This window comes from Variovorax sp. Soil_C_12 (assembly GCF_057657375.1).
The window spans coordinates 596,504-617,100 of sequence record NZ_JBDGIO010000002.1; the positions used below are offsets into that span (position 1 = coordinate 596,504).

A 20,597-nucleotide genomic window follows, 5' to 3' on the forward strand; every position below is an offset into this window, starting at 1 on the left:
GCCTGCATGGGCGCACGCCGAACCGAGGGCTAGAGTCGCCGTGAACACAGGAGCCAAGACCATGCACAGCCCGACTCGCCGCCGCATCCTGCTGGCCGCCGCCCTTGCGGCTGCGCCGCTGGCCGCATGGGCCGCCTTCCCCGAACGCCCGTTGCGGCTGGTCGTGCCGTTCCCGGCCGGCGGCGCCGCGGACTTGATGGCGCGCGGCCTGGCGCAGCACCTGGGCGAGCAACTCGGGCAGCAGGTGGTGATCGACAACCGCGGCGGCGCCGGCGGCACGGTGGCCTGCGAGATCGTGGCGCGCGCCCCGGCGGATGGCTACACGCTGCTGTTCGGCACCATGGGCACGCAGGCCATCAACCCGGCCCTGTATTCGAAGCTGCGCTACGACCCGCTGAAGGACTTCGCGCCGATCGCGCTGACGCACATCACGCCGCGCGTGCTGGTCGTGGGCCCGTCGGTGAAGGCGCGCAACGTCGACGAACTGATCGCGCTGGCGCGGGCCAAGGCCGGCCAACTCACTTACGGCTCGGCCGGCAACGGCAGCTCCAGCCACCTTTCGGGCGCGCTCTTCGAAAGCCTCGCCGGCGTCGACCTGGTACACGTGCCGTACAAGGGCAGCGCGCCCTTGCTCACCGACCTGCTGGCGGGTCGCGTCGATGCGACCTTCGACTCGTTCACGGTCTACGAAGAGCACATCAAGTCGGGCCGGGTGCGCGCGCTGGCCGTGACTTCGCGCATGCGGATGGCCGCGCTGCCGCAGGTGCCGACGCTGGCGGAAGCGGGCTTGCCCGGCTACGAAGTGTCCAACTGGCTGGGCGTGCTCGCACCGGCCGGCACGTCGAAGGAGGTCGTGACCGCCTTGCATGCGGCCGTGATCCGCGCCATGGCGGACGCCGGCATGAAGCGGCAGCTCACCGCCCTCGGCATCGAGCCCGCGGCGTCGACCCCGGACGAGTTCTCCGCCCTGATCCGCAGCGAGATTCCCAAGTGGGCCCGGCTCGTCAAGGCATCCGGCGCGATGGTGGAATGAGCCGCCGGCGCGAACTGCTGCAGCTCGGGCCGGCGCGCATCGAGGTGATCGTCGAGGGCACGGGCCCGGCCATCGTGCTGCTGCCGTCCTCGTTGAGGGATTCGGAGGACTTCGACCTGCTCGCCGACCTGCTGGCGTCCGAAGGCTTCCGCGTGCTGCGGCCGCAGCCGCGCGGCATGGGGCGCAGCAGTGCGCCACCCGCGGGCATGACGCTCGAGACGCTGGCAGCCGACGTCGCCGGCGCGATCGCGCAGCTGGCCGCCACCCCGGCGGTCGTGGTGGGCCATGCCTACGGCCACTGGGTGGCGCGGGTCACCGACCTGCGCCATCCCGCGTGCGTGCGCGGCGTGGTGGTGCTGGGGGCCGCCCCGCGCGAGTTCCCTGCCGGCATGGCGCAGGCGCTGGCCATCGCGTCCGATCCTGCGCGCGAGGAGCAGGAGCGGCTCGACGCCCTGCGGCTTTGCATGTTCGCGCCGGGCAACGACCCGCGGCCCTGGCTGCAGGGCTGGTATCCGCAATGGCGGGCAGCCTACCGCGAGGCCGGCCAGCATCCACCGAAGGACGAATGGTTCGGCCGCAGCCATGCGCCGGTGCTGGACCTGCAGGGCGCACAGGATGCCTGGCGCCCGCCGGCCACGCGTGCCGAGCTGGCGGACGCACTGGGCGCCAAGGTCACGGTGCAGGTGATCGCCGGCGCCGGCCATGCGCTGGTGCCGGAGCAGCCGCAGGCGATCGCGGCCGCCATCGCAGAATGGGTGCGGCGGCTCGATAATCCGGCCTGATGCACAAGCCCAAGGCCACCGACTTCGCACTGGACATCGCGGCCGACCTCCAGAAGTGGCGTTCGTTCGTCGCCATCGGAGAGCTTGGGAGCCTCACGCGCGCCGCGCTGTTCCTCGACAGCAACCAGTCTTTCCTGAGCCGCCAGGTCAACGCGCTGGAGCGCGAATGCGGATCGCGGCTGTTCAACCGCACCGGCCGCGGCGTGGAGTTGTCGGAGACCGGGCAGCGCCTGTTCCCGCAGGTGAAGGAGCTGCTGGAGCGCGCGCAGGCGCTGGAGCACGGCATCCGCGCCGACCTGCGGGAGCCGGTGGGCACCGTGACCCTGGGCAGCCTGCCCTCCATCGGCACCATCCTGATCGGCCGGCTCTTCGCCGAGGTGCGCGACCGCCACGCCGGCGTCAGCCTCAAGGTGCTGGAAGGCTCCAGCGGCCAGGTCGAGGAATGGCTGACCGATGCCCGCGTCGACATCGCCATCCTCTACCGCTACGGCCCCACCCTGCCGGAGCAGGAACAGGCGCTGGCCACGGTCGACAGCTATCTCATCGGCCCGCCCGGCGACCGCCTGACCGCCGCCGGCTCGGTGCCCTTCGCCAGCCTGAACGGACTGCCCTTCATCCTGCCGGGCGCGCCCAACGGGCTGCGCACCGCGCTCGACGCGGGCGCGCGGCTGGCGCGCATCGCGCTGGCGCCGGTGATCGAGGCCGATTCGCTGCCGCTGCAGAAGCAGCTGACCGCGCAGGAGCGGCTGTACACGGTGCTCCCGCTGCATGCCGTCTGGCAGGAAGTGCAGGAGGGCAAGCTGCAGGCGGCGCGCATCGTGGAGCCGCCGTTCCAGCGCACCGTGGCGATGGCCTTCGCCAAGGCCAAGGGGCCATCGCGCGCCGTCACCGCCGTGGCGGGCCACCTGGTGCGCATCGTCGGCGAGATGGCGCAGCAGGGCATGTGGCGTTCGTGACGCCCCGAACGATGTTCAGGCGCGCTCAGCAGCAGGAGGCTGCACCGGCGGCGTGCCGGTGGTGTGGCCCCCGTCGACAGGCAGCACCACGCCTGTGATGAAGCTCGCATCCTCCGACAGCAGGAAGGCAATGGCCGCGGCCACTTCTTCCGGCGCGCCTTCGCGCCCGAGCGGGTGGGCGGCGCGAATCATCTTCTGGCTGTCTGCACTTTCGAACATGACCTCGGTCATGGCCGTGCGGATCATGCCCGGCGCCACGGCATTGACGCGGATGCCGAGCGATGCCAGTTCGAGCGCCATCGCGCGCGTGATGCCGGACACGCCGAACTTCGACGCGACGTAGCCGAAGCGGTTCGGGACGCCCATGATCCCCGCCGCCGACGTGATGTTCACGATCGCGCCAGGCTTGCCGCTGTCGCGCACCGCGCGAGAGAAGAACTGGCATGCGTTGAACGTCCCATCGAGATTGACGGACAGAACGCGCCGCCAGGCTTCGGGCTCGAAATCGAGCAGGGTGCCCACCCCTCGAATGCGTCGCGAATGCGGCGTCGATATCGTCGGGCGAACGCAGCTCGATCGGTCGCAGCGTGACGCCGACACTGCGCGCCGTCGGCTCGACTTCGGCAGCGATTGCCGCATGGAACGAGAGCGCTGGATTGAACAGGTTCGCGATGGGCGACGCTTTCGGGACTACTTCCCTGAGCAGCTCCAGTTGCTTCGCGTGCCCCCCGGGGCCCAGTCCGCCCCGGCCAGTGACGTTGCCGCCGGGCCGGGCCAAGCTCGCGACGAACCCCGACCCGACCGGGCGTGCCGGCCCACGGACCGCTGCTGAGCCAGCCGATGCGATAGACCTTGCCGGGCGTCTGGGCGCGGCCGGCGCGCCCTGCGGCGAGCAGCGCGCCTGCGATGGCGCAGATCAGCGTTCGGCGTGTGCTCATTCGATCACCTCATCGGCGCGCGGCAGCAGCGATTACGGAATCGTGATGCAGAGAGCCCTGGGGGCAATGAAGGGAACGCCGGAGGTCCCCCACGGTGGCGGTGTCCGGGGAACGCTGGAGGAAGGCGGCGAGGTATCGCACGGCACGGATGTGGCCGGTCTGGGTCCTGGGTCGAAGCTTGCGCATGCGCATGTCGTCGAGCATGCGCTGGCGCAAAGGTGAGATGGCTTGGGTGGATGCGATCATGGTCGTGCTCCTGTCGAAGGACGAGGCCGATTGCCTCGCACCCAACATAGACAGGGACGCGATGACTGAAGACTCCGTGGTCTTGGCGGCGGGCTACCGCGGCAGCGGTTTAGTGTGCGCCCGTGAAGGCGTGCCACTTGCAGGGTGAAAGTCCCTGTCGGAGTTGGCCGCAGCTCCGTAGCTGAAGGTAACTGCGTCGTCGCGAGGCGAGGTGGGGAGCAACTGGAAGCGAAATGTCGGTCCGTAGGATGACGAACCTGTTTCGGCGGGGTATGGCGGCGAGCCTGCACTAAAGTGGCGAAGCCTGGAAGCAATGCATCACGCTGGCGTGGCGATTAAAGCGGTGATGTGGCGTACCACGTGGTTGAGGACGGAACGACAGGAAGATGGCACGAGATAAGCGGGGAGACCTGCCGGTGCGGTGAACGCTGGCAGGAGTCAGAGTCCCAATAGTACCGATCACGGGGAAATTAAATTGAACCGTGGAGAAATGTGTCAGAGCAAAAGGCGCATTAGGGAAGTGGGGCAGGAAGGTTGATAGCTGAAGACCGGAAAGGAGCAGAGATATGACAATTGAAGCATCGACAGTGTCGGCAACGACTAAACAAGATGCAGGCGTGCTGGGAAGCTGCGTGCAGCGGAAATTCGTGCCAGCTCCAATCTGGACAGAAGCTATGTTGGCTGCTCTACAAAGAGGAGTTCAAGGAGGTAAATGGTACAGTTTGATCGATAAGTCTATCGCCTTGAAACGCTGGAGCTTGGATGGATCCAGGTGGCGAAGAACGCTGGGGCGGCTGGGGTGGACCGAATGAGCGTGGAGCGATTCGCGCAAGGACGGCATCACTATCTGGCTGAATTGGCGCAAGCGCTGCGGGACGGGAGTTATTGCCCGTTGCCGGTACGGCGTGTTTACATACCCAAGGGCAAGAAGCAGCGCCCGCTCGGCATACCTGCTGTAAAAGACCGCGTGGTTCAGGCGGCGCTGAAGCTGGTCATCGAGCCCATCTTTGAGCACGAATTCGAGCCCAGAAGCTATGGCTTCCGGCAAGGTTTGGGCTGTAAGGATGCGCTGCGCGAAGTGGACCGGCATTTGAAAGCGGGCTACTTCTGGGTGGTGGATGCGGACCTGCAAAGCTACTTCGACACGATTCCACATGACCCCCTTCTCACGAAAGTGGGAGAGCGTATCGGGGACGGTCACGTGCTGGAACTCATCCAGGGCTTTCTCAAGCAAGACATCATGGAAGACTTGAAGCGGTGGACGCCGATCTCCGGTAGTCCTCAAGGGGCAGTAATCAGCCCCTTGCTCGCGAACGCTTACCTTCACGAGCTGGACGTAGAAATGCGCGAAGCCGGGTTGGTAATGGTGCGATACGCAGACGACGCCGTGGTGTTGTGTCGCAGTCGAGAGGAAGCGCAAGCCGCGCTCGCTCGTTTGCGTGCTTGGGTGAGTGCGAACGGCCTGAGGCTACATCCCGACAAGACCCACATTGGGGATTGCCGGGAGGCAGGGCAAGGGTTCGAGTTTCTGGGGTACCGGTTTGAAGCCGGGCGGCGGTTGGTGCGCGCGAAAAGCTTGATGGCGTTACGGGCCAAAGTTCGTGCCCGGACGCCCCGCAATCACGGCGGGTCCATCGAGAGTGTGATCGCGTCGCTCAACCCGACCCTGAAGGGTTGGTACGCCTACTTCAAACAGGCCCACCGGTACACATTCTCGTCAATCGACGGCTTTGTTCGGCGTCGACTGCGGGCGATGTTGCGAAAACAGAAACACCGACCGGGTCAGGGACGATGTCTTAACGATCACAAACGATGGCCAAATTCCTTCTTCGCTAATCTTGGGCTGTTCACGCTATCCGCAGCCCATCAATTGGCGCGCCAATCCCGGTGCGGAAACAACTGACTGGAGAGCCCGTCGCGGGAGAACTGCACAGCGGGTTCGGAGGGAGGGGACGGCGAGAGCCGTTTCCTACCCCTATCCTTGGGCCCGAAGCGGCTGTAGCCTTCGCTCTGAAGCGGTCGTACATCGGATCGAGCGAATCCTTTTCATCCGCGGCCGCGCGGATCTGGCGGATGACCTTGTGAATGATCGCCAGCGCGCAGGCTCAGCAGCGCGTAGATCTCGTCGATGGTGGGAGTGCTCAATCCCGCGATTTCGCGCATCGCCACGAGCGACTCGACGATCGGCTGATACTCCAGCGGGCGGCCACGCTCCAGATCCTGCAGCATGGACATCTTGTGCTGCGGCGCCGAAAGCGGAGCTGCCATGCGCTCGTCGATCGAGATCGGCGGCTGGCCTCCCAGCGCGGTGGCGACGGCATCGGCCTCCTGCATCATGCGAAGCGCGAGCGCGCGGACCCGCGGCTGGCCGGCCAGCTTGCCCCACGTCGCCTGCGTGAGAACGGCAAGCGGATTCCAGCAGAGGCTGCTGATCATCTTGTGCCACAGCCAGCCGCGGATGTCGGGGACCACCGGCGACTCGAAACCCGCCTCGGTCATGACGGTCGACAGCCGCGCTGCGCGCGGCGACCGCGTGCCGTCCGGCTCGCCGATCGGCAGCCGCGCGTAGCTTCCGTTCTGCCGGATGAGGCCCGGCTCCACGCTTTCCGCGGCAACGCGGAACACGCACCCCAGTACGCGCGCGGGGTCGATGCAATCCCACTGCCTCTGTCCGGGGTCGATGGCTTCGATGTGGCGCCCTTCGTGGGCGCCCGGCAGGCCATGGAAATACCAATAGGGAATGGTGGTCGTCGGTGGCACCACCACGGTGTCGGACCCGAGCAGCGCGGCGATTCCGTCGAGCGCCGTTGTGAACTGCTGCGCCTTCAACGCGACGAAGACATAGTCCTGCGCGCCCAGCGTGCGAGGATCGTCCGTAGCATGCACGGCCACGACGCGCTGCGATGCACCTTCGAGAAGCCGCAAGCCGCTCTTGCGAACGGCATCGAGCTGTGCGCCACGGGCCACCAGGCTCACATCGACGCCAGGCACCTGCGCCAGCCGGGCCGCGATGAGGCCGCCGATGGCGCCTGCGCCGTAGACACATATCTTCATCGTGCGACAACCTGAATGAGCCGCGGGTCGGGCGTCCGCTACGCGGGAACGAGGTGCCGCATCAGCTCGCCGATGCGGTCCAGCCGTTCCAGCCCCAGCGCGGCGTTGGCGGCCTGGTTCAGCTGCGCCGGCGTCAGCAGCCGTGATCCGTTGTGCACGAACTTGCCGCGCAACTCGTCGTCCGTGAGTTCGAAGCCGGGCCGGGGCGTGCCCCGCGCGAAGGAAGCCTCCGCGACATGCGTGTGCGCGCCGGCGGTGACCTCTATGCGTCCGAGGATCATCAGCTTGTCGGCCAATGGATTGCGTGTGTATTCGGGGTGCACTTCGCAGCTCACGCGCTGCATGAAGGCATGCACCTGCGGCGAGTGGATGACATCGTCCTGCTGCCATTCCACGCCGATCGGTACGCCGTGCGCCGCCATCGCGATGCTGTAGGCCGCGCTGAACTGCGCATCGATCGCGTTGCGCACGTTCCTGTTCTGCAGGTGCGGCTTCTCGCCGTAGGCGGAGGTGAAGATCCGGATCTTCCCGATATCCCGCGGTAGCCAGCGGTGCTGCGCCAGCAGCGCGTAGAACAGGTCGAGGCAGGTGTGCACCACTCGGCAACTGGGATAGGGCTTGTACTGCTGCTCGAGCAATGCCCATTCCTCGCGCAGTCCCGGCAAGACTTTCTCCGGCATCCAGACTTCGGAACCCGTGAAGCGCCAGAACCCGCTCGGCCCTTCGAACAGCGTGGTGTCGCCTTCATAGCCCGCCTCCGCCAGAAAGGCCGAGACGATGGCGCCGGTCGACTGCCATCCCGCCGTGCCGTACTTGGACATCGGCGCGGGAAGGGTATAGGAGAGCTTGGAATGGGTCGGCACCTGCGTGTGGTGGCCGGACAGGCCGAGCGCGTGGGTCATCCTGCCCGCATCCAGGCCGAGCAGCCTGCCAACGCCGGCCGCCGCACCGAGGTTGTAGCGCGAGCCACCGTACGGGTCCGTCCAGCGGTAGGTCTGGCGGCCTTCGTCGTCGCGGATGGTCTGGACCATCGGCGACATGCCGCGCGTCACGCGCATGGCGATCTCCGTGCCCACGGCGAGCGCGAGGATCAGGTCCTTGCCCGAGGCGTCCTGCGCCTCGGCCATCGCGAGGATGGCTGGCACCACGTAGGGCGCAACATGGCCGCCGGGGATGAACAACGCGTCGTAGTCGAGCGCATTAATGAGTTCGCCGTTGGCCAGCGCGGCATTGCTGCTCGACACCTTGCCGCGCGCGCCCAGGATGGTCGCCTCGGCGCCGCCGCCGAGGCGCTGCGAGACCTGCGTACACATGCGCCCCTTGTCGATGGATTGCGCGGCGAGTGCGACACCGATGCTGTCGAGCAGCATTCGCTTCGTTTCGTGCACCACGTTCGACGGCAGGTCATCGTAGCGGATGCCGCTCGCGAAGCTTGCCAGGTCAGCCAGGACTTCTTGCACTGTCGTCTCCGATGTTCGTTGCCCGCGCCGGTCTGGCGCGATGCGCGCTCATTCCAGCGTGATGTTCGCGCTCTTGATGATCTTCGACCACTTGGCCGTGTCCTGCTGGATCAGCTCGGCCAGGGCCTTGGGCGTGCTGGACGCGGCGTCGAGATAGGTCAGCGCGAGCCGTGCCTGTATGTCGGGTTTCGCCATCATCGCGACCAGTTCGCCGTTGAGTTGCTGCACGATGGCTTCCGGCGTGCGGGCCGGGGCCAGGACGGCGAACCAGCCACTGGCGTCATAGCCGGGCAGTCCCGATTCGCTCAGCGTCCTGATGTCGGGCGTGACGCTCGAGCGTGTCTTTCCGAGCGAGCCGATGGCCTTGATTTTCCCGGTCTTGATCTGCGGGATGGCCGTGCCGGTGTCCATGAAGGCGAGCGGTATCTCGCCGCCCATGAGGGCGACCAGTGCGGGGCTGCTGCCCCGGTAGGGCACGTGCACGATGTCCGTGCCCGACATCGACTTGAAGAGTTCTCCCGCCAGGTGCAAGGCCGTGCCCTGCCCGCCGGAGCCGTAGCTCAGCTTGCCGGGCTCCTTGCGGGCTAGAGCGATGAGCTCGGTGACGTTGCTGGCCGCAAGCTGCGCGTTGGCCACGAGAAGCAACGGCGTGTTGCCCACCAGGCTGACGGGTGCGAAGTCCGTCGTCGGGTGGTAGGGCAGGTTCTTGTAGAGCGACGGATGCGCGGTAAGCCCGCCCGACGAGGCGAGAACGAGGTTGTAGCCATCTGGCGCGGACTTGGCGACTGCGTCGATCGCGATGCCGCCGCCCATGCCCGTCTTGTTCTCGACGACCACGGGCTGACCCAGTTTCTCCGCCAGGGCGGGCGCAATGATGCGCGCCACCATGTCGGTGCTGCCGCCCGGCGGAAAGCCCACGAGCATGCGCACCGGCTTCGTGGGATAGCTGCGGCCGGGCTGGGCCAGCGCCGTGCCATGCACGGTACCGAGCAGGGGCGCGAAGGCGGCGAGCAGCAATGAGCGCCGGCTCGCGAGGAAGGTTTCAGATTTCACGGCGGCTCCTTGGGATTCCATGCTTCGCGGCGCTCGGGCTCGCCCATGGATTTGTCTCGTTGATGATCTACTATCAACATAGTTGAATGTGTAGTTATTGGTTGAATGTTATCCGCGTGCCACAGCAGATGTCAAGTTCGACGTGCCCCGTCCGCCACGTCGAAGACGTGCCAACTTGGCGTCTTCGGATCGGCGCGCTGGCGCGGCAGCGGCTTGGTGGTGCGTCCAGTCTCGGACGCGTGGGAGGTGCGCGGAGGCCGCGCCTCAGGCGCGTGCGGCGCCGCCCAGGGCCGTGGTGGCCCGGGCGCAACTTTCCAGCAGCGCTTTCACATGCGCGCCGCCCGGCCGCAAGTCCAGCGTGCTGCGCGAGCCGACAAGGCTGAGTGCGAAGCGCACTTCACCTGTCCAGTCGCGCACCGGTGCGGCAAGCGATGCATACCCAGTACCGTCGGCGCGTTCCATGCTCACATAGCCTGTGCGCGCGAGTTCGTGTTCAGCGTCCGCGCGGAAGGTCTGCGCATCGATGCCGGCGGCGCGGGCTTCCTGCTGCAAGTGGCGGCGAGTGTCCGCGGCGGGCAGGCTGGCAACGAAGATCTTGCCCGCGGCGGTGGCCAGGATGCCGATCAGCCCGGTGCGCATCTCGAACGCGCTGCGGATCTCGCCATCCTGCTTGAATAGGCTCACCGGGCCATCGGCGGTCCACACCGACATGGCGGCGTTGTGCTTCGTGGCATCCCGCAGCGCCACCACCTCCAGGCGCATCAGGTCGAAGCCGTCGAGTTGGCCCACCGCCGCCATGCCGAGGCGCAAGGACGCGGGGCCGAGCTTGTAGTGGCCCGGCTTCTCGTCGGCTGCCGCCAGTCCGGTACGCACCAGGCTCACCAGGTAGTTGTTGGCGGCGCTTCCCGTCATCTCTGCGCGCGCAGCGATTTCCTTGAGAGGCAACGCCTGCCGGCTGGATTGCAATGCAAGCAGGACCTTGAAGGCCACTTCCACAGACTGGATGCCGCGTCGCTCGTTTTTCTCTTCCATGTTCTCGCCGTCGCTCGGGTGATCGAGTTTACGACGCCTGATTGACAGGCCTCGATGTCGGCGCCCATAATACAACAATACACCATGGGTTCAACGATGATGAATGGAGACATGAATGAAGAACTGGTTCATCGAGAAGGCCCCCGCGCACGAACGGCCTGATCCTGGCAGGCGTGCGGTCATCGCAGGTGCGGCGCTGGGCTTGTTGCCAGGCATTGGCCTTGCGCAGGACGACACCGCAGAAGCGCAGTTTCCGAGGAAGCCCCTCACCTTCGTGATGCCCGGCCCCGCCGGCGGCGGCACAGACATCGTGGCGCGCAAGTTCGGGGAAGTGCTCTCCAGCCGATGGGGGCAACCCGTGATCGTCGACAACAAGCCGGGCGCCACGGGCGTGATCGGTGCTGAGTCGGTGGCGCGCGGCGAGTCTTCCGGCCACCGGCTGCTGTTCGCCTTCACGGCGCTGGTGCAGGCACCCGCGGTGTTCGCGAAGGTGCCCTACGAGCTGGAGCGCGACTTCGCGCCGGTCATGCAGGTCGCCAACGCACCGGTGTTCCTCGCGGTGCGCGCCGACTCGCCGATCCGCACGCTGGCCGACTTCGAGGCCGCCGCGAAGGACTCCGCCAAGCCCCTGTCCTATGGCTCCTTCGGCACCGGGTCCAGCTATCACATCTACGGCGAGGCGCTGAAGCGTTCGCAAAAACTGCAACTGCTGCACGTGCCCTACAAGGGCGAAGCGCTTGCGTTGCAGGACCTGCTCGGCGGCGCCATCGACGCAAGCTTCGTGTCCGTTGGCACGGGCGGGCCCCACGTTCGCGCGGGAAAGATCAGGCCGCTCGCCGTCGTCGCGCCCGTCCGCAGTACCGTCATGCCCGATGTGCCGACCTTCCGCGAGACGGGCGTTCCGGGTCTCGATGCGGTTGGCTGGTTCGGCGTGCTGGCGCCCGCGGGCACGCCACCGGCCGTCGTGCAGAAGATCGCCCGCGATCTGCGCGCCGCGGTGGTGGACCCGTCCACATCCTCGCGCCTGCGCGAGCTCGGATTCGAACCCGTCTCCGACAGCGACCCCGCCCGTTTCAAGGCCTTCGTCCGAGCCGAGGCTGCGCGCTGGAAGAAGCTCATCGCCGATGCCGGCGTGAAGCCCGAATAGACGCGAGGCATCGCGAATGACCATCTACAAGATCCAGAGCGTCTACACCGTCGTGCGCGACCTGGACGCCTTGCAAGCCTTTTATGGCCACGTGCTCAACATGCAGCCGAAGTTCAGAGACGCCGATCGCTGGACGCAGTTCAGCGTCGGCCACACCAACTTCGCACTGAGCAGCGCCGCCGAGGCCGCGCCCGGCGCCGCGGGAAGCGTCGTCGTCTTCGAGGCGGACACCCTCGACGGCGTGGGTGCATCCGTCGCCGCCGCCGGCGGCCGCCTTGTCGCGCAGCGCGACATGGGCGCGCACGGCGCCGTCCTCAGCTTCACCGACCCGGAAGGCCATCCCTTCCAGGTCTTCTCCAAGACCCCACTGAAAGGCCAGCCATGAAATTCGGCATCTTCGACCAGAACGACCGCAGCGGCCGGCCGCTCGCGCAACAGTACGAGGAGCGCATGCAGCTCGCAGAGCTCTACGACAAGCTTGGCTTCCATTGCTATCACATGAGCGAACACCATGCGACCCCGCTCAGCACCACGCCGTCGCAGAGCGTTCTGTCGGCGGCGCTCATTCAGCGCACCCGCCAGTTGCGAATCTGCCCGCTGGTGTACCTGCTGCCGGTGCACCACCCCATGCGGCTCGCGGAAGAGATCTGCATGCTCGACCACATGAGCGACGGCCGCTTCGAGTTCGGCATCGGCAAGGGTGCTTCGCCGCATGAGCTGGCGGCGCTCGGGGTGGACGCGGCGGATGCGCAGGCGCGCTACGCCGAATCCTTCGAGATCATCAAGCGCTTCTTCGCAACCGATGTGCTCGACTTCGACGGCAAGTACTGGAAGTTCGACGACGTGCCGGTCGAGATGAAGCCGCTGCAGCGCCCCCACCCCGCGGTGTGGTACGCCCTCTCGTCGCCCGAATCGACGGTGTGGCCGGCGCAGCAGGGCATGAACATCGTCTGCGGCGGCCCCGTGGCCCGCATCCGCGCCATCACCGACCGCTTCCGCGCGGAATGGAGCCGGGCCCACGGCGACAGCGCCGGGGAGCCGCTGATGGGCGTCAACCGCTACATCGTCGTGGGCGAATCGGACGAGGCCGCGCTCGCGCTCGGCCGCCAGGCCTGGCCCATCTTCTACGAGAACTTCATCAAGCTCTGGCGCAAGCACGGCACCGAGCCGACCAACGCCAAGTTGCCGCCGAGATTCGACGATCTCCTCGCGACGGGCCACGCCGTCGCCGGCTCGGCCGACACGGTGCGCACGCAGCTCGCCCACCAGCTGGAAGAAGGCAACCTGAACTACCTCATCGGCAGCTTCGTGTTCGGCAGCATGCCCCACGCGGACGCCGTCGCGTCCATCCACCGGTTCGCCGCCGAGGTCATGCCGGCCCTGTGCGAGATCGAGTCGGCCACGGCCTGAGGTGCGCGCCATGTCCACCGAACCGCGCTTCGACGGAAAGGAACTGCGCCGGGTGCTAGGCGCCTTCGTCACCGGTGTCACCGTCGTCACGACCATCGATGCCGAAGGCCGCCAGTGGGGCCTGACCGCGAACTCCTTCAGCTCCGTCTCGCTGGACCCGCCGCTCGTGCTGTGGAGCCAGTCGGCCCGCGCACCCAGCCACCCCGCATTCGCGGTCGCCGGCCGCTTCGCGATCAACATCCTCGCGGAAGACCAAGTCGAGCTGTCGAACCGTTTCGCCACCTCGGGTATCGACAAGTTCAGCGGCGTGGAGATCGACGCCGGCGAAGGCGGCGTGCCGCTGCTGCGCGGCTGCAGCGCGTGGCTGGAATGCACGGTCGAGTCGAAGATTCCGGGCGGGGACCATGTGATCTTCGTTGGCGAAGTCCGCGGCTTCCGCCGCAACGCACGCCGGCCGCTGGTGTTCGGCGGCGGCCAGTACCTGGTTGCCGATGCACACGACCTCGGCAAGGCGCCGCCCGGTCTGGGCGGCACCGTGCAGTCCCAATTGCACGCGGCCCGCATCGGCGCACGCGCGATGACGCGCCTCTCGGAGGAGTTCAACGAAACCATGGCCCTCGCCGTGTGGGGCAACCATGGGCCAACCGTGACGGCATGGCAGCCATCGCGCACACCGGTCAGCGACAGCCTCCCCATGGGTCTCGCGCTGCGCGTCACCTCGACCGCGACCGGCCTCGCGATGGCGGCCTACTTGCCGCCGGAGGCGACCCGCTGGCTGGTCGACGCGGAGCTCGACTACAACGCGGCCGAACAGAATGGCGGCCCCGTGGACGACGTGGAAATGCAACGGCTGCTCGACGAGGTTCGCACGCAGGGCCTCGCGATCCGCGCGCCCGGCGCCTTCTACGGAAGCACTCGACTGGTCGATGCCATCAGCGTCCCGGTGCTGGATTCGAGCGGCCATGCCGTCATTGCGTTGACCGCCATCGGTGGTGCCGAACGCTTTCCGGGCGCCGGCAGCTCGCTCGCGCTGGCCTTGAAGCGCACGGCGCGGGACCTGTCCGAACGGCTGGGGTACCAGGACGATGCCAGCACTGCGGCGGCCGGCATGGTGGCAGCGCGATAGGTGGCCCCATGTTCAGTTTCGAAGACGAAAAGCTTCTCGCGCAACCCTTGCCCGAACCTCGCGCCGTTCGGGTGCGATCGCCCGTCTTCGCGGACGGAAGCGGCGTCATCGAGTATCGCGAAGCGGGAGCACCGGAGCGGCCTGCCGTGCTTCTCATGCATGGCATCGGGTCGAGTTCCGCCGGCTACCGCGCGCAACTCGCGGGGCTGCAGTCGCGCTGGCGCGTGATCGCCTGGAACGCGCCGGGCTTTGGCGGCAGCACGCCCCTGGCCGACCCTCAGCCAGAGTGTTCGCGCTACGTCGATGCGGCAGTGGCCATGCTGGAGGTCCTTGGTATCAGGCAACTGGCAGGCCTCGTCGGCAGTTCATGGGGCAGCGTCGTCGCCGCGGCCTTTGCGCACTCTGCCGGCATCCCGCTGAAGGCGTTGGTGCTGTCCGCGCCCAACACCGCCCGAGGTTACGACCGGCCGGTCGAAGAACGCGAAGCCGCGCGGCAGGAGGCGTTGCGCGTGGGACTTGCCAGCTTCACCCAGGATCGCGAACGCATTGCCGACAAGCTTCTGTCGCCAGATGTGGCCGCCTCGGCGCGCGCGCACACCCTGCGGCTGCGCGACGCGGTCACGCCGGCGGGATGGCAGCAGGCGATGAACATGTTATTCACCGTCCACACGCCCAAGCTCCTGCCGGGGATCGCCGCTGAGCTCACCGTGATCGTCGGGCGCGACGACACGCTTGCGCCGGAGGAATCGCACGCGGCTGTGCTGCGGGCGGCGCGTTCTGACATGACCTACCACCGGCTCGAAGGCGTCGGCCATATGCCCAAGCTGGAGGCGCCTGTCGCCTTCAATGACCTGGTGCGCCGTAGCATCATCGCTTGAAAGAAGATGGCGCGAGCATCGTTTCGGGCCGGCGGTGGTGCCGCGCTTCAAAGATAGCTGCCGGGAGGTTGGCAATGGCTTGGTCGAGAGGACCTCGATGCAATGAGCGAGCTGCCCAGGCAAAGTGAAGACGAGCTCGAACTCACCGGCATCGACGCGGAGTGCCGGGAAGCCCTTATGTGGAATGGCACGTGCCGGGGGGACCCAAGCTTCCGAAGCAACCGTGTCGGGAACGTGGACACAGAACGCCATGGGCGCCGAGCGCCAGTCGCTTTCGAAGGCGAAGCGGAACGCAGGTGTCGACACGATGACTAAATTGGGAGGCGTGGAGGAAGGTCCGGTCCTGGGCCGATGGCAGCCAGCTGGTGCGGAGCCTGTGGTAACGGCTTAGGCAGCCTTGGGCCTGGGCCGAGTCTCAGACCTTTGGACTCGCTCAGTTCAAGCGAGTCGTGCTATCTGCATCAATAATTCAGATCGTTCTCGGCGCCGGGAGTTGACCGATGATTGCCGAGACCCGTGCGGCGATATCCAAGATGGTTTGGTCGCTATCCCATGGGCCGTCAATCTCCATTCCGATGGGAAGACCAGAGGAAGACAGCCCGACGGGGAGACTGATCCCAGGTAGCCCGGCGCAGCTGGAAGGGAAGACGTTCTTGGCCAGAAGCAAGCGGTCCACAATCTGCCCAGCAATGGCGAAGGGCACTTGCTCATCGATCAGGGGAGCAACCGTGGGCGTTGTGGGAAAGAGCAATGCAGCTATCTGATTGGAGCGATAGGCATCGGCGTACCTCCGCTGCAGTGTCGCGCGCTGGATATTCAGGGACGTGTGGTACGTCTCCTTTGAAATCGCATTCGGACTGTCTGCGACAACCCTATCGCCCCAGAATGCCTTTACATTCTGGCCAAGTCCATCATAGATTTCTTCAAACGACACTGGGACCCTCTGTTCCTTCAGAAATTCGGAGACGTGAGGCATCGTTTCGGCAAAAAATATCGGCCAGTTCGCCTGGTACGCCAGGATCGCGAAGTCTTCGCCAAGATCGATCTCGACAATCTCAGCGCCAGCGTCGCGGAGCCTGTTCAGAGTGCCATGAAAGCACGCTTCAACTTCGGGATCGATCAAGTCCAGGTGCTGCTTGGGAGCGAAGCCAAAGCGAAGGCCTTTGAGGTTTCGAACCAAAGGCTTGTACGTCAGTGTTCGCCCGGTAGCGACTGCATCCAGCAAAGCGCAATCCTCTACTGTCCGAGTCATGGGCCCAGGGGTATCGAGCGTATGCGAGATGGGGGCAATGCCGCGGCCTGGCCACCGACCGGTGGTGGGGCGAAATCCTACGACGCCGCAAAGAGAGGATGGAACGCGGATCGATCCGACGGTGTCGCCACCCAGCGCGGCTGGGACGATTCTGGCCGCGACGGAGGCTCCAGCACCGCTTGAGGAGCCACCGGTGACGCGGGTGAGGTCGTATGGATTTTTTACCTGGCCGTAGTGGGCGTTCAGGCCGGTAAGTCCATACGACATCTCGACGAGATTGTTCTTTCCAAAGAGGATTGCGCCAGCTTCGCGCATCAACCCGACTACGGCGGCGTCCTCGGAGGGCTGATGAGTGGCCAGCACCTTGGTTCCGAAAGATGTCGGCATGTCGCGGGTGTTGAAGCTGTCTTTGATCGCGACCGGGACGCCGTGAAGCGGCCCAAGCTCCTTTCCCGCTTGCCGTTCGAGGTCAGCCTGCCTCGCGGCTTCAAAAATGGTGTCCTCATCGAGCGTGACAAAGGCGCGTAGATCTGAGAGGGCGTACGCTCGCTTCAAGAGCGCTTCTGCGTAGTCCGATGCAGTGACAGATCCTGTGCGGATCGCAGCCGCTGCGTCGGTGATTGACAGCTCATGCAATGAAGAATTCAGAGAGTCGGTAGTTGTTTGCATTTCGAGAAATTCCAAGTTGGTGAACTTCGAGGTTGATCTGGTTTCAGTTGCGGCGGGGCAACATCGATTCAGCAAGAATCTGCTCGATCCGATGCGCCAGGACAAGCAGCTTCTTGTCGCCGCCCATCGGCCCGTCCATTTCGAGCCCGACAGGCAGTAGGTCCTGCGACAACCCCATGGGAATGCTGATGCCCGGCAACCCGGCGCCGCTGCCCGGATAGGTGTTTCGGGACAAGAATCGGTGGGTCACCTCCTTACCCGCCACGGGGAACTTCCATTGGCTGTCGATCCTTGGCGCAGCGCATGGTGTCGTCGGAAAAAGAAGTGCATCCGCATGGGCGAAGGCCTTGGCGCTGTAGCGGCGCTGCAGCGCGGGTCGATACCTGTCCATCACCGTCCTGTAGGCTTCCTCCGAAACGAAGCCGGGTGCGCCCGGCACGACGAACTGAGTCCAGACTTCCTTGAAGTTCTTACCCAATCCTTCGTAGATCTGTTCGAACGATGCGGGAATGCCGTTAGCCGCGACGAACTCGCGAACCGCAGGCATCGTCTCGTGGAAGAAGATTGGCCAGGTGACCTGTTCAGCGAGTGCATTGAAGTCCGATCCAAGTTCGATCTCGACAACAACCGCACCGGCGTTCGTCAGCTTGCGCAGGCTTTCCCGGAATATCGCCTCCACGACAGGATCGACGCCCGCCAGGTGCTGCCGGGGTGCATAGGCAAGCCGTACGCCCTTCAGCCCGACGGATGTCTTCAGACTCGGTGACGCGCTGCGTGTGACGGTCGTGTCGAGCAGCATGCAGTCTGCGACGCTGCGAGCCAGCACGCCCGTGGTGTCGAGAGTGCCGGAGATCGGGGCTACGCCTTTCGAGGGCCAACGGCCCGGCGTGGGCTTGAATCCGACGACGCCACACAGTGAAGCAGGCACCCGGATGGAGCCGACCGTGTCACCCCCCAGCGCTGCCGGCACGATGCGCGCGGCAACAGAGGCCCCCGCACCACTCGATGATCCGCCGGTGATGTGGTCGCGGTTGTGCGGATTCCTGGCTTGCCCATAGTGATCGTTGATGCCGGTCAATCCGTAGGACATCTCGGCAAGATTGTTCTTGCCGAACACGATGCCGCCAGCATCCTTGACGGCAGCGACCACGGCGGCGTCGCGATTCGGCGTGAAGTTCTTCAAGACAGCGGTGCCGACAGTGGAAGCCAGGCCCTTGGTCAGGTAGCTGTCCTTCACACCGATCGGCAAACCCAAAAGCGGCGCCGAGCGGCCCGCCGCGCGGGCCTTGTCCGCCGTCCTGGCCGCCTCAAGAGTGCCATCACGGTCTATCGCAATGAAGGCCTTCAGATCGGCGAGGTTCGAGGCTCGATCGAGCAACTGCGTTACATAGCTCTCCGACGTCATCGCGCCCGTTCGAATCGCCGTCGCTGCCGACGACAGATCGAGGTCGTGCACGCCCCTTTCGGAAGCGGCTGCGGATTGCGCATGGCCCAGCCCGGAACCGGTCAGCGCTCCTGCGGTGGCGACGCCCAGCAGTTGGCGTCGATTGATCGACCCACGGGCGCTTGCTGCATCGGACAAGGGTTCATTCGACAGGTGATCTGTGGACATAGGGATATCTTTCTTTCAGTGAGGTTGGCGCATTCATTACGTTATGCGGCAGAGCTTCCACTCGCTCGATTCAGACTGCCATCCAACCGACTGTGACGGTCACGTTGCGCGCGTGAAGCGAGAGCTTCATGTGCGGCCGCAATGCCTTCCGCGGCCTTTTGCGATCCCCTTGGTGCTTCCGGATCTTGCGCACCGGCCCGCAGCTTGCTTGCTTACAATCGATCAGGAACGACTCGAAGGAGGTCTGAATGCTGTCGATGGACAACACATCCGGTGTCAATGCCGAGGATGGATTCGACCTCTGGCATCTCGTGACGTGCCGGAACTTCTCGCTCTCCGAATGCCAGACGGAGTCGACGCAAGGCTTCCGCGCCCAGATCTCGAGCCGCGTTTTCGGCTCGCTCGGGCTCAGTGCCGCCTCATCCGGTGGCATCAGTTCGATCCGCATGACACGCGGCCGCGCGCAGATCCGCAAGGACCCGCGAGACCACTTCATGCTCTATCTGGTTCTGAGCGGCCGTGTCGACGTCGAGCAAAACGATCGAGAGGCGAGCGCCTTGACGGGTGACATGTTTCTATACGACCAGACGATGCCGTTCAGCATGAACTTCTATAACAACAATCGCTCGATCCTGGTGAACATTCCTCGTCCATTGTTGGAATCCAGACTGCAAGGTGCCAGCCGCTTCACCGCTCGACGCATTGCGGGTGATTCGGAACTCGGTGCCCTTTCCAGATCGGTCATCCGCCAGATCGTCGATTTCGGGGTTTCATCGCGCGCTGATACCGAGGAACGGCTGGTGCACGCGACGATGGACATCATCTCCACGACGCTCGATGGCGAGCTGGGCGCCGAAGCCCGAGCGAATCTGGAGCTACATCGTCTTCTGCCGCAGGTGCAAAGGTACATGTTGGTGCACCTTCATGAACCGGGACTCGACATCGAGGCGATCGCCCGGGCGCAGAACGTTTCGCCAAGAACGCTGAGCCGCATTTTTGCCACTGAAGGCACCACTCCGATGCGATGGCTTTGGCGTCAACGGCTGGCCGCAAGCCACAGGCTCCTCTTGGACGGCAGCGTGAACAACGTGACCGAGGCAGCCTTCAGCGTGGGGTTCAGCGACGTGTCGCATTTTGGCCGGGCATTCAAGCGCGAGTTCGGCCGCTTGCCGCAAACGCTTCGCCGCGCCAGGATTCAAGCTTGATGCGGAAACGCGGCTACATCTGGCTCCGCTTGAAGTTTTCAGGACCGGCGATGACAGCAGCCAGAAACAGATCGATCGAGAATTCGATCATGCGCTGTGTGTCGAGATTGCTGTCTGTGCGCGGAATGCGCCCACCCAGGATGAGCGCCGCGACGCCGTGCTCCATCGACCAGGCCGCATGCGAAAGGTAGTGGAGCTGCTTCCTGTCCCAGCCGCTCTCGAGCGCGAGCTCGAACACCGAGTCCGAGAAGTACGCGTACGAGATGTTGCTCGTCGCTTCGACATCGCCGCGCACGAATTCCTGCAGCAGCCGAGGGCCGGTCATCAGGTCGAACAGCCCGGCGTGCATCTGGGCATAGCGCACGTAGCTCAGCATCATCTCGCGAGCCTTCGGCAGGGCGGGCAGGTGCCGCGCGGAGATCTCCTTGCGCTGCTCAGCCAGCTGCTTGAATCCGCTGATGGCGATGGCCGCCAGCAACTCCTCCTTACCCTTGAAGTGGCGCGACGGGGCCGCTTCGGAAACGCCGAGCCTGCGCGCCAAGGCGCGCAAGCTCAACTCGCTCGCCCCGTTTTCTTCGAACATCCTGCGCCCTTCCTCCACTAGGGCATTGCGCAATCCGCCACGCTCGTAGGTCGGCTCGCGCAGCTGCGGTGGCAGTGCTCGCGGCCTCTTGGCAGCGGTTCGCGAAGCGCTGGGGGTTCGTGTCTGTGACGCCTTGCTGGTCATCGCTGAAGGGCTCCTTG

19 protein-coding genes and 1 pseudogene are annotated in these 20,597 nt (G+C 65.5%); 10 read left to right on the top strand and 10 right to left on the bottom strand.

The features are described 5' to 3' along the window. Positions 1 to 61 precede the first annotated feature (61 nt). Genes AC3A6X_RS07850 through AC3A6X_RS07860 form a run of 3 tightly spaced genes read left to right on the top strand, consistent with a single transcriptional unit; the run spans position 62 to position 2,771 of the window. Positions 62 to 1,033, top strand: a complete 972-nt coding sequence (locus AC3A6X_RS07850; protein ID WP_487841647.1) for a Bug family tripartite tricarboxylate transporter substrate binding protein — start codon at positions 62 to 64, stop codon at positions 1,031 to 1,033. Continuing rightward, positions 1,030 to 1,815 (top strand): alpha/beta fold hydrolase, encoded by a 786-nt coding sequence (locus AC3A6X_RS07855; RefSeq protein WP_487841648.1) that lies wholly within the window; start codon positions 1,030 to 1,032, stop codon positions 1,813 to 1,815. The genes AC3A6X_RS07850 and AC3A6X_RS07855 overlap by 4 nt, the downstream gene beginning before the upstream one ends. Beyond that, entirely contained in the window at positions 1,815 to 2,771 is a 957-nt protein-coding gene (locus AC3A6X_RS07860) for a LysR family transcriptional regulator (RefSeq protein ID WP_487841649.1), read from the top strand. The genes AC3A6X_RS07855 and AC3A6X_RS07860 overlap by 1 nt, the downstream gene beginning before the upstream one ends. Before the next feature lie 15 nt (positions 2,772 to 2,786). Here the strand turns inward: AC3A6X_RS07860 and AC3A6X_RS07865 are convergent, their stop codons facing one another. The 3 genes and pseudogenes from AC3A6X_RS07865 to AC3A6X_RS07875 all read right to left on the bottom strand — a co-directional run bounded on the left by AC3A6X_RS07865 (position 2,787) and on the right by AC3A6X_RS07875 (position 3,955). Continuing rightward, entirely contained in the window at positions 2,787 to 3,293 is a 507-nt protein-coding gene (locus tag AC3A6X_RS07865) for an SDR family NAD(P)-dependent oxidoreductase (RefSeq protein WP_487841650.1), read from the bottom strand. Positions 3,294 to 3,321: 28 nt separating this feature from the next. Continuing rightward, positions 3,322 to 3,618, bottom strand: a pseudogene (locus tag AC3A6X_RS07870) (ABC transporter substrate binding protein); the annotation flags it as partial. 100 nt (positions 3,619 to 3,718) lie between these two features. Further along, positions 3,719 to 3,955, bottom strand: coding sequence for a phage integrase N-terminal SAM-like domain-containing protein (locus AC3A6X_RS07875; protein ID WP_487841651.1), 237 nt, complete (start codon positions 3,953 to 3,955; stop codon positions 3,719 to 3,721). Positions 3,956 to 4,727: 772 nt separating this feature from the next. Between AC3A6X_RS07875 and ltrA the strand changes: the two genes are divergently transcribed. Continuing rightward, positions 4,728 to 5,858 carry a group II intron reverse transcriptase/maturase gene (gene ltrA / locus AC3A6X_RS07880; protein WP_487841652.1) on the top strand — a complete coding sequence of 377 codons (1,131 nt, stop codon included), beginning with the start codon at positions 4,728 to 4,730 and terminating at the stop codon, positions 5,856 to 5,858. Between the two features lie 143 nt (positions 5,859 to 6,001). Here the strand turns inward: ltrA and AC3A6X_RS07885 are convergent, their stop codons facing one another. The 4 genes from AC3A6X_RS07885 to AC3A6X_RS07900 all read right to left on the bottom strand — a co-directional run bounded on the left by AC3A6X_RS07885 (position 6,002) and on the right by AC3A6X_RS07900 (position 10,512). After that, positions 6,002 to 7,009 (bottom strand): 2-dehydropantoate 2-reductase, encoded by a 1,008-nt coding sequence (locus AC3A6X_RS07885; RefSeq protein ID WP_487841653.1) that lies wholly within the window; start codon positions 7,007 to 7,009, stop codon positions 6,002 to 6,004. 38 nt (positions 7,010 to 7,047) lie between these two features. Then, entirely contained in the window at positions 7,048 to 8,469 is a 1,422-nt protein-coding gene (locus tag AC3A6X_RS07890; RefSeq protein ID WP_487841654.1) for an MmgE/PrpD family protein, read from the bottom strand. A 48-nt stretch (positions 8,470 to 8,517) separates the two neighbouring features. Continuing rightward, the gene (locus AC3A6X_RS07895) at positions 8,518 to 9,522 is read right to left on the bottom strand and encodes a Bug family tripartite tricarboxylate transporter substrate binding protein (RefSeq protein ID WP_487841655.1); all 1,005 of its coding nucleotides are present in this window, start codon (positions 9,520 to 9,522) and stop codon (positions 8,518 to 8,520) included. Positions 9,523 to 9,786: 264 nt separating this feature from the next. Further along, positions 9,787 to 10,512: an IclR family transcriptional regulator gene (locus tag AC3A6X_RS07900; RefSeq protein WP_487841656.1), complete on the bottom strand. Its 726-nt coding sequence runs from the start codon at positions 10,510 to 10,512 to the stop codon at positions 9,787 to 9,789. 157 nt (positions 10,513 to 10,669) lie between these two features. Here AC3A6X_RS07900 and AC3A6X_RS07905 point away from each other — a divergent pair, with 157 nt between their 5' ends. Genes AC3A6X_RS07905 through AC3A6X_RS07925 form a run of 5 tightly spaced genes read left to right on the top strand, consistent with a single transcriptional unit; the run spans position 10,670 to position 15,115 of the window. Continuing rightward, positions 10,670 to 11,701: a Bug family tripartite tricarboxylate transporter substrate binding protein gene (locus tag AC3A6X_RS07905; protein WP_487841657.1), complete on the top strand. Its 1,032-nt coding sequence runs from the start codon at positions 10,670 to 10,672 to the stop codon at positions 11,699 to 11,701. A gap of 16 nt (positions 11,702 to 11,717) precedes the next feature. Continuing rightward, positions 11,718 to 12,086, top strand: a complete 369-nt coding sequence (locus AC3A6X_RS07910; RefSeq protein WP_487841658.1) for a VOC family protein — start codon at positions 11,718 to 11,720, stop codon at positions 12,084 to 12,086. Next, positions 12,083 to 13,111, top strand: a complete 1,029-nt coding sequence (locus AC3A6X_RS07915; protein WP_487841659.1) for an LLM class flavin-dependent oxidoreductase — start codon at positions 12,083 to 12,085, stop codon at positions 13,109 to 13,111. The genes AC3A6X_RS07910 and AC3A6X_RS07915 overlap by 4 nt, the downstream gene beginning before the upstream one ends. 10 nt (positions 13,112 to 13,121) lie before the next feature. Then, the gene (locus tag AC3A6X_RS07920) at positions 13,122 to 14,237 is read left to right on the top strand and encodes a flavin reductase (protein WP_487841660.1); all 1,116 of its coding nucleotides are present in this window, start codon (positions 13,122 to 13,124) and stop codon (positions 14,235 to 14,237) included. Positions 14,238 to 14,245: 8 nt separating this feature from the next. Continuing rightward, a complete protein-coding gene (locus AC3A6X_RS07925; RefSeq protein ID WP_487841661.1) occupies positions 14,246 to 15,115 on the top strand; it encodes an alpha/beta fold hydrolase in 870 nt (289 codons plus the stop codon). Positions 15,116 to 15,584: 469 nt separating this feature from the next. Here AC3A6X_RS07925 and AC3A6X_RS07930 read toward each other — a convergent pair whose 3' ends face one another. After that, on the bottom strand, positions 15,585 to 17,051 hold the full coding sequence (locus AC3A6X_RS07930) for an amidase family protein (protein ID WP_487841662.1): 1,467 nt from the start codon (positions 17,049 to 17,051) through the stop codon (positions 15,585 to 15,587). A 28-nt stretch (positions 17,052 to 17,079) separates the two neighbouring features. Next, on the bottom strand, positions 17,080 to 18,648 hold the full coding sequence (locus AC3A6X_RS07935) for an amidase family protein (protein WP_487841663.1): 1,569 nt from the start codon (positions 18,646 to 18,648) through the stop codon (positions 17,080 to 17,082). Between the two features lie 248 nt (positions 18,649 to 18,896). On the opposite strand from AC3A6X_RS07935, the gene AC3A6X_RS07940 reads away from it, so the two are divergent. Continuing rightward, positions 18,897 to 19,853 (top strand): helix-turn-helix domain-containing protein, encoded by a 957-nt coding sequence (locus AC3A6X_RS07940; RefSeq protein ID WP_487841664.1) that lies wholly within the window; start codon positions 18,897 to 18,899, stop codon positions 19,851 to 19,853. 13 nt (positions 19,854 to 19,866) lie between these two features. Here the strand turns inward: AC3A6X_RS07940 and AC3A6X_RS07945 are convergent, their stop codons facing one another. Further along, the gene (locus tag AC3A6X_RS07945) at positions 19,867 to 20,580 is read right to left on the bottom strand and encodes a TetR/AcrR family transcriptional regulator (RefSeq protein WP_487841665.1); all 714 of its coding nucleotides are present in this window, start codon (positions 20,578 to 20,580) and stop codon (positions 19,867 to 19,869) included. Positions 20,581 to 20,597: the final 17 nt, after the last annotated feature.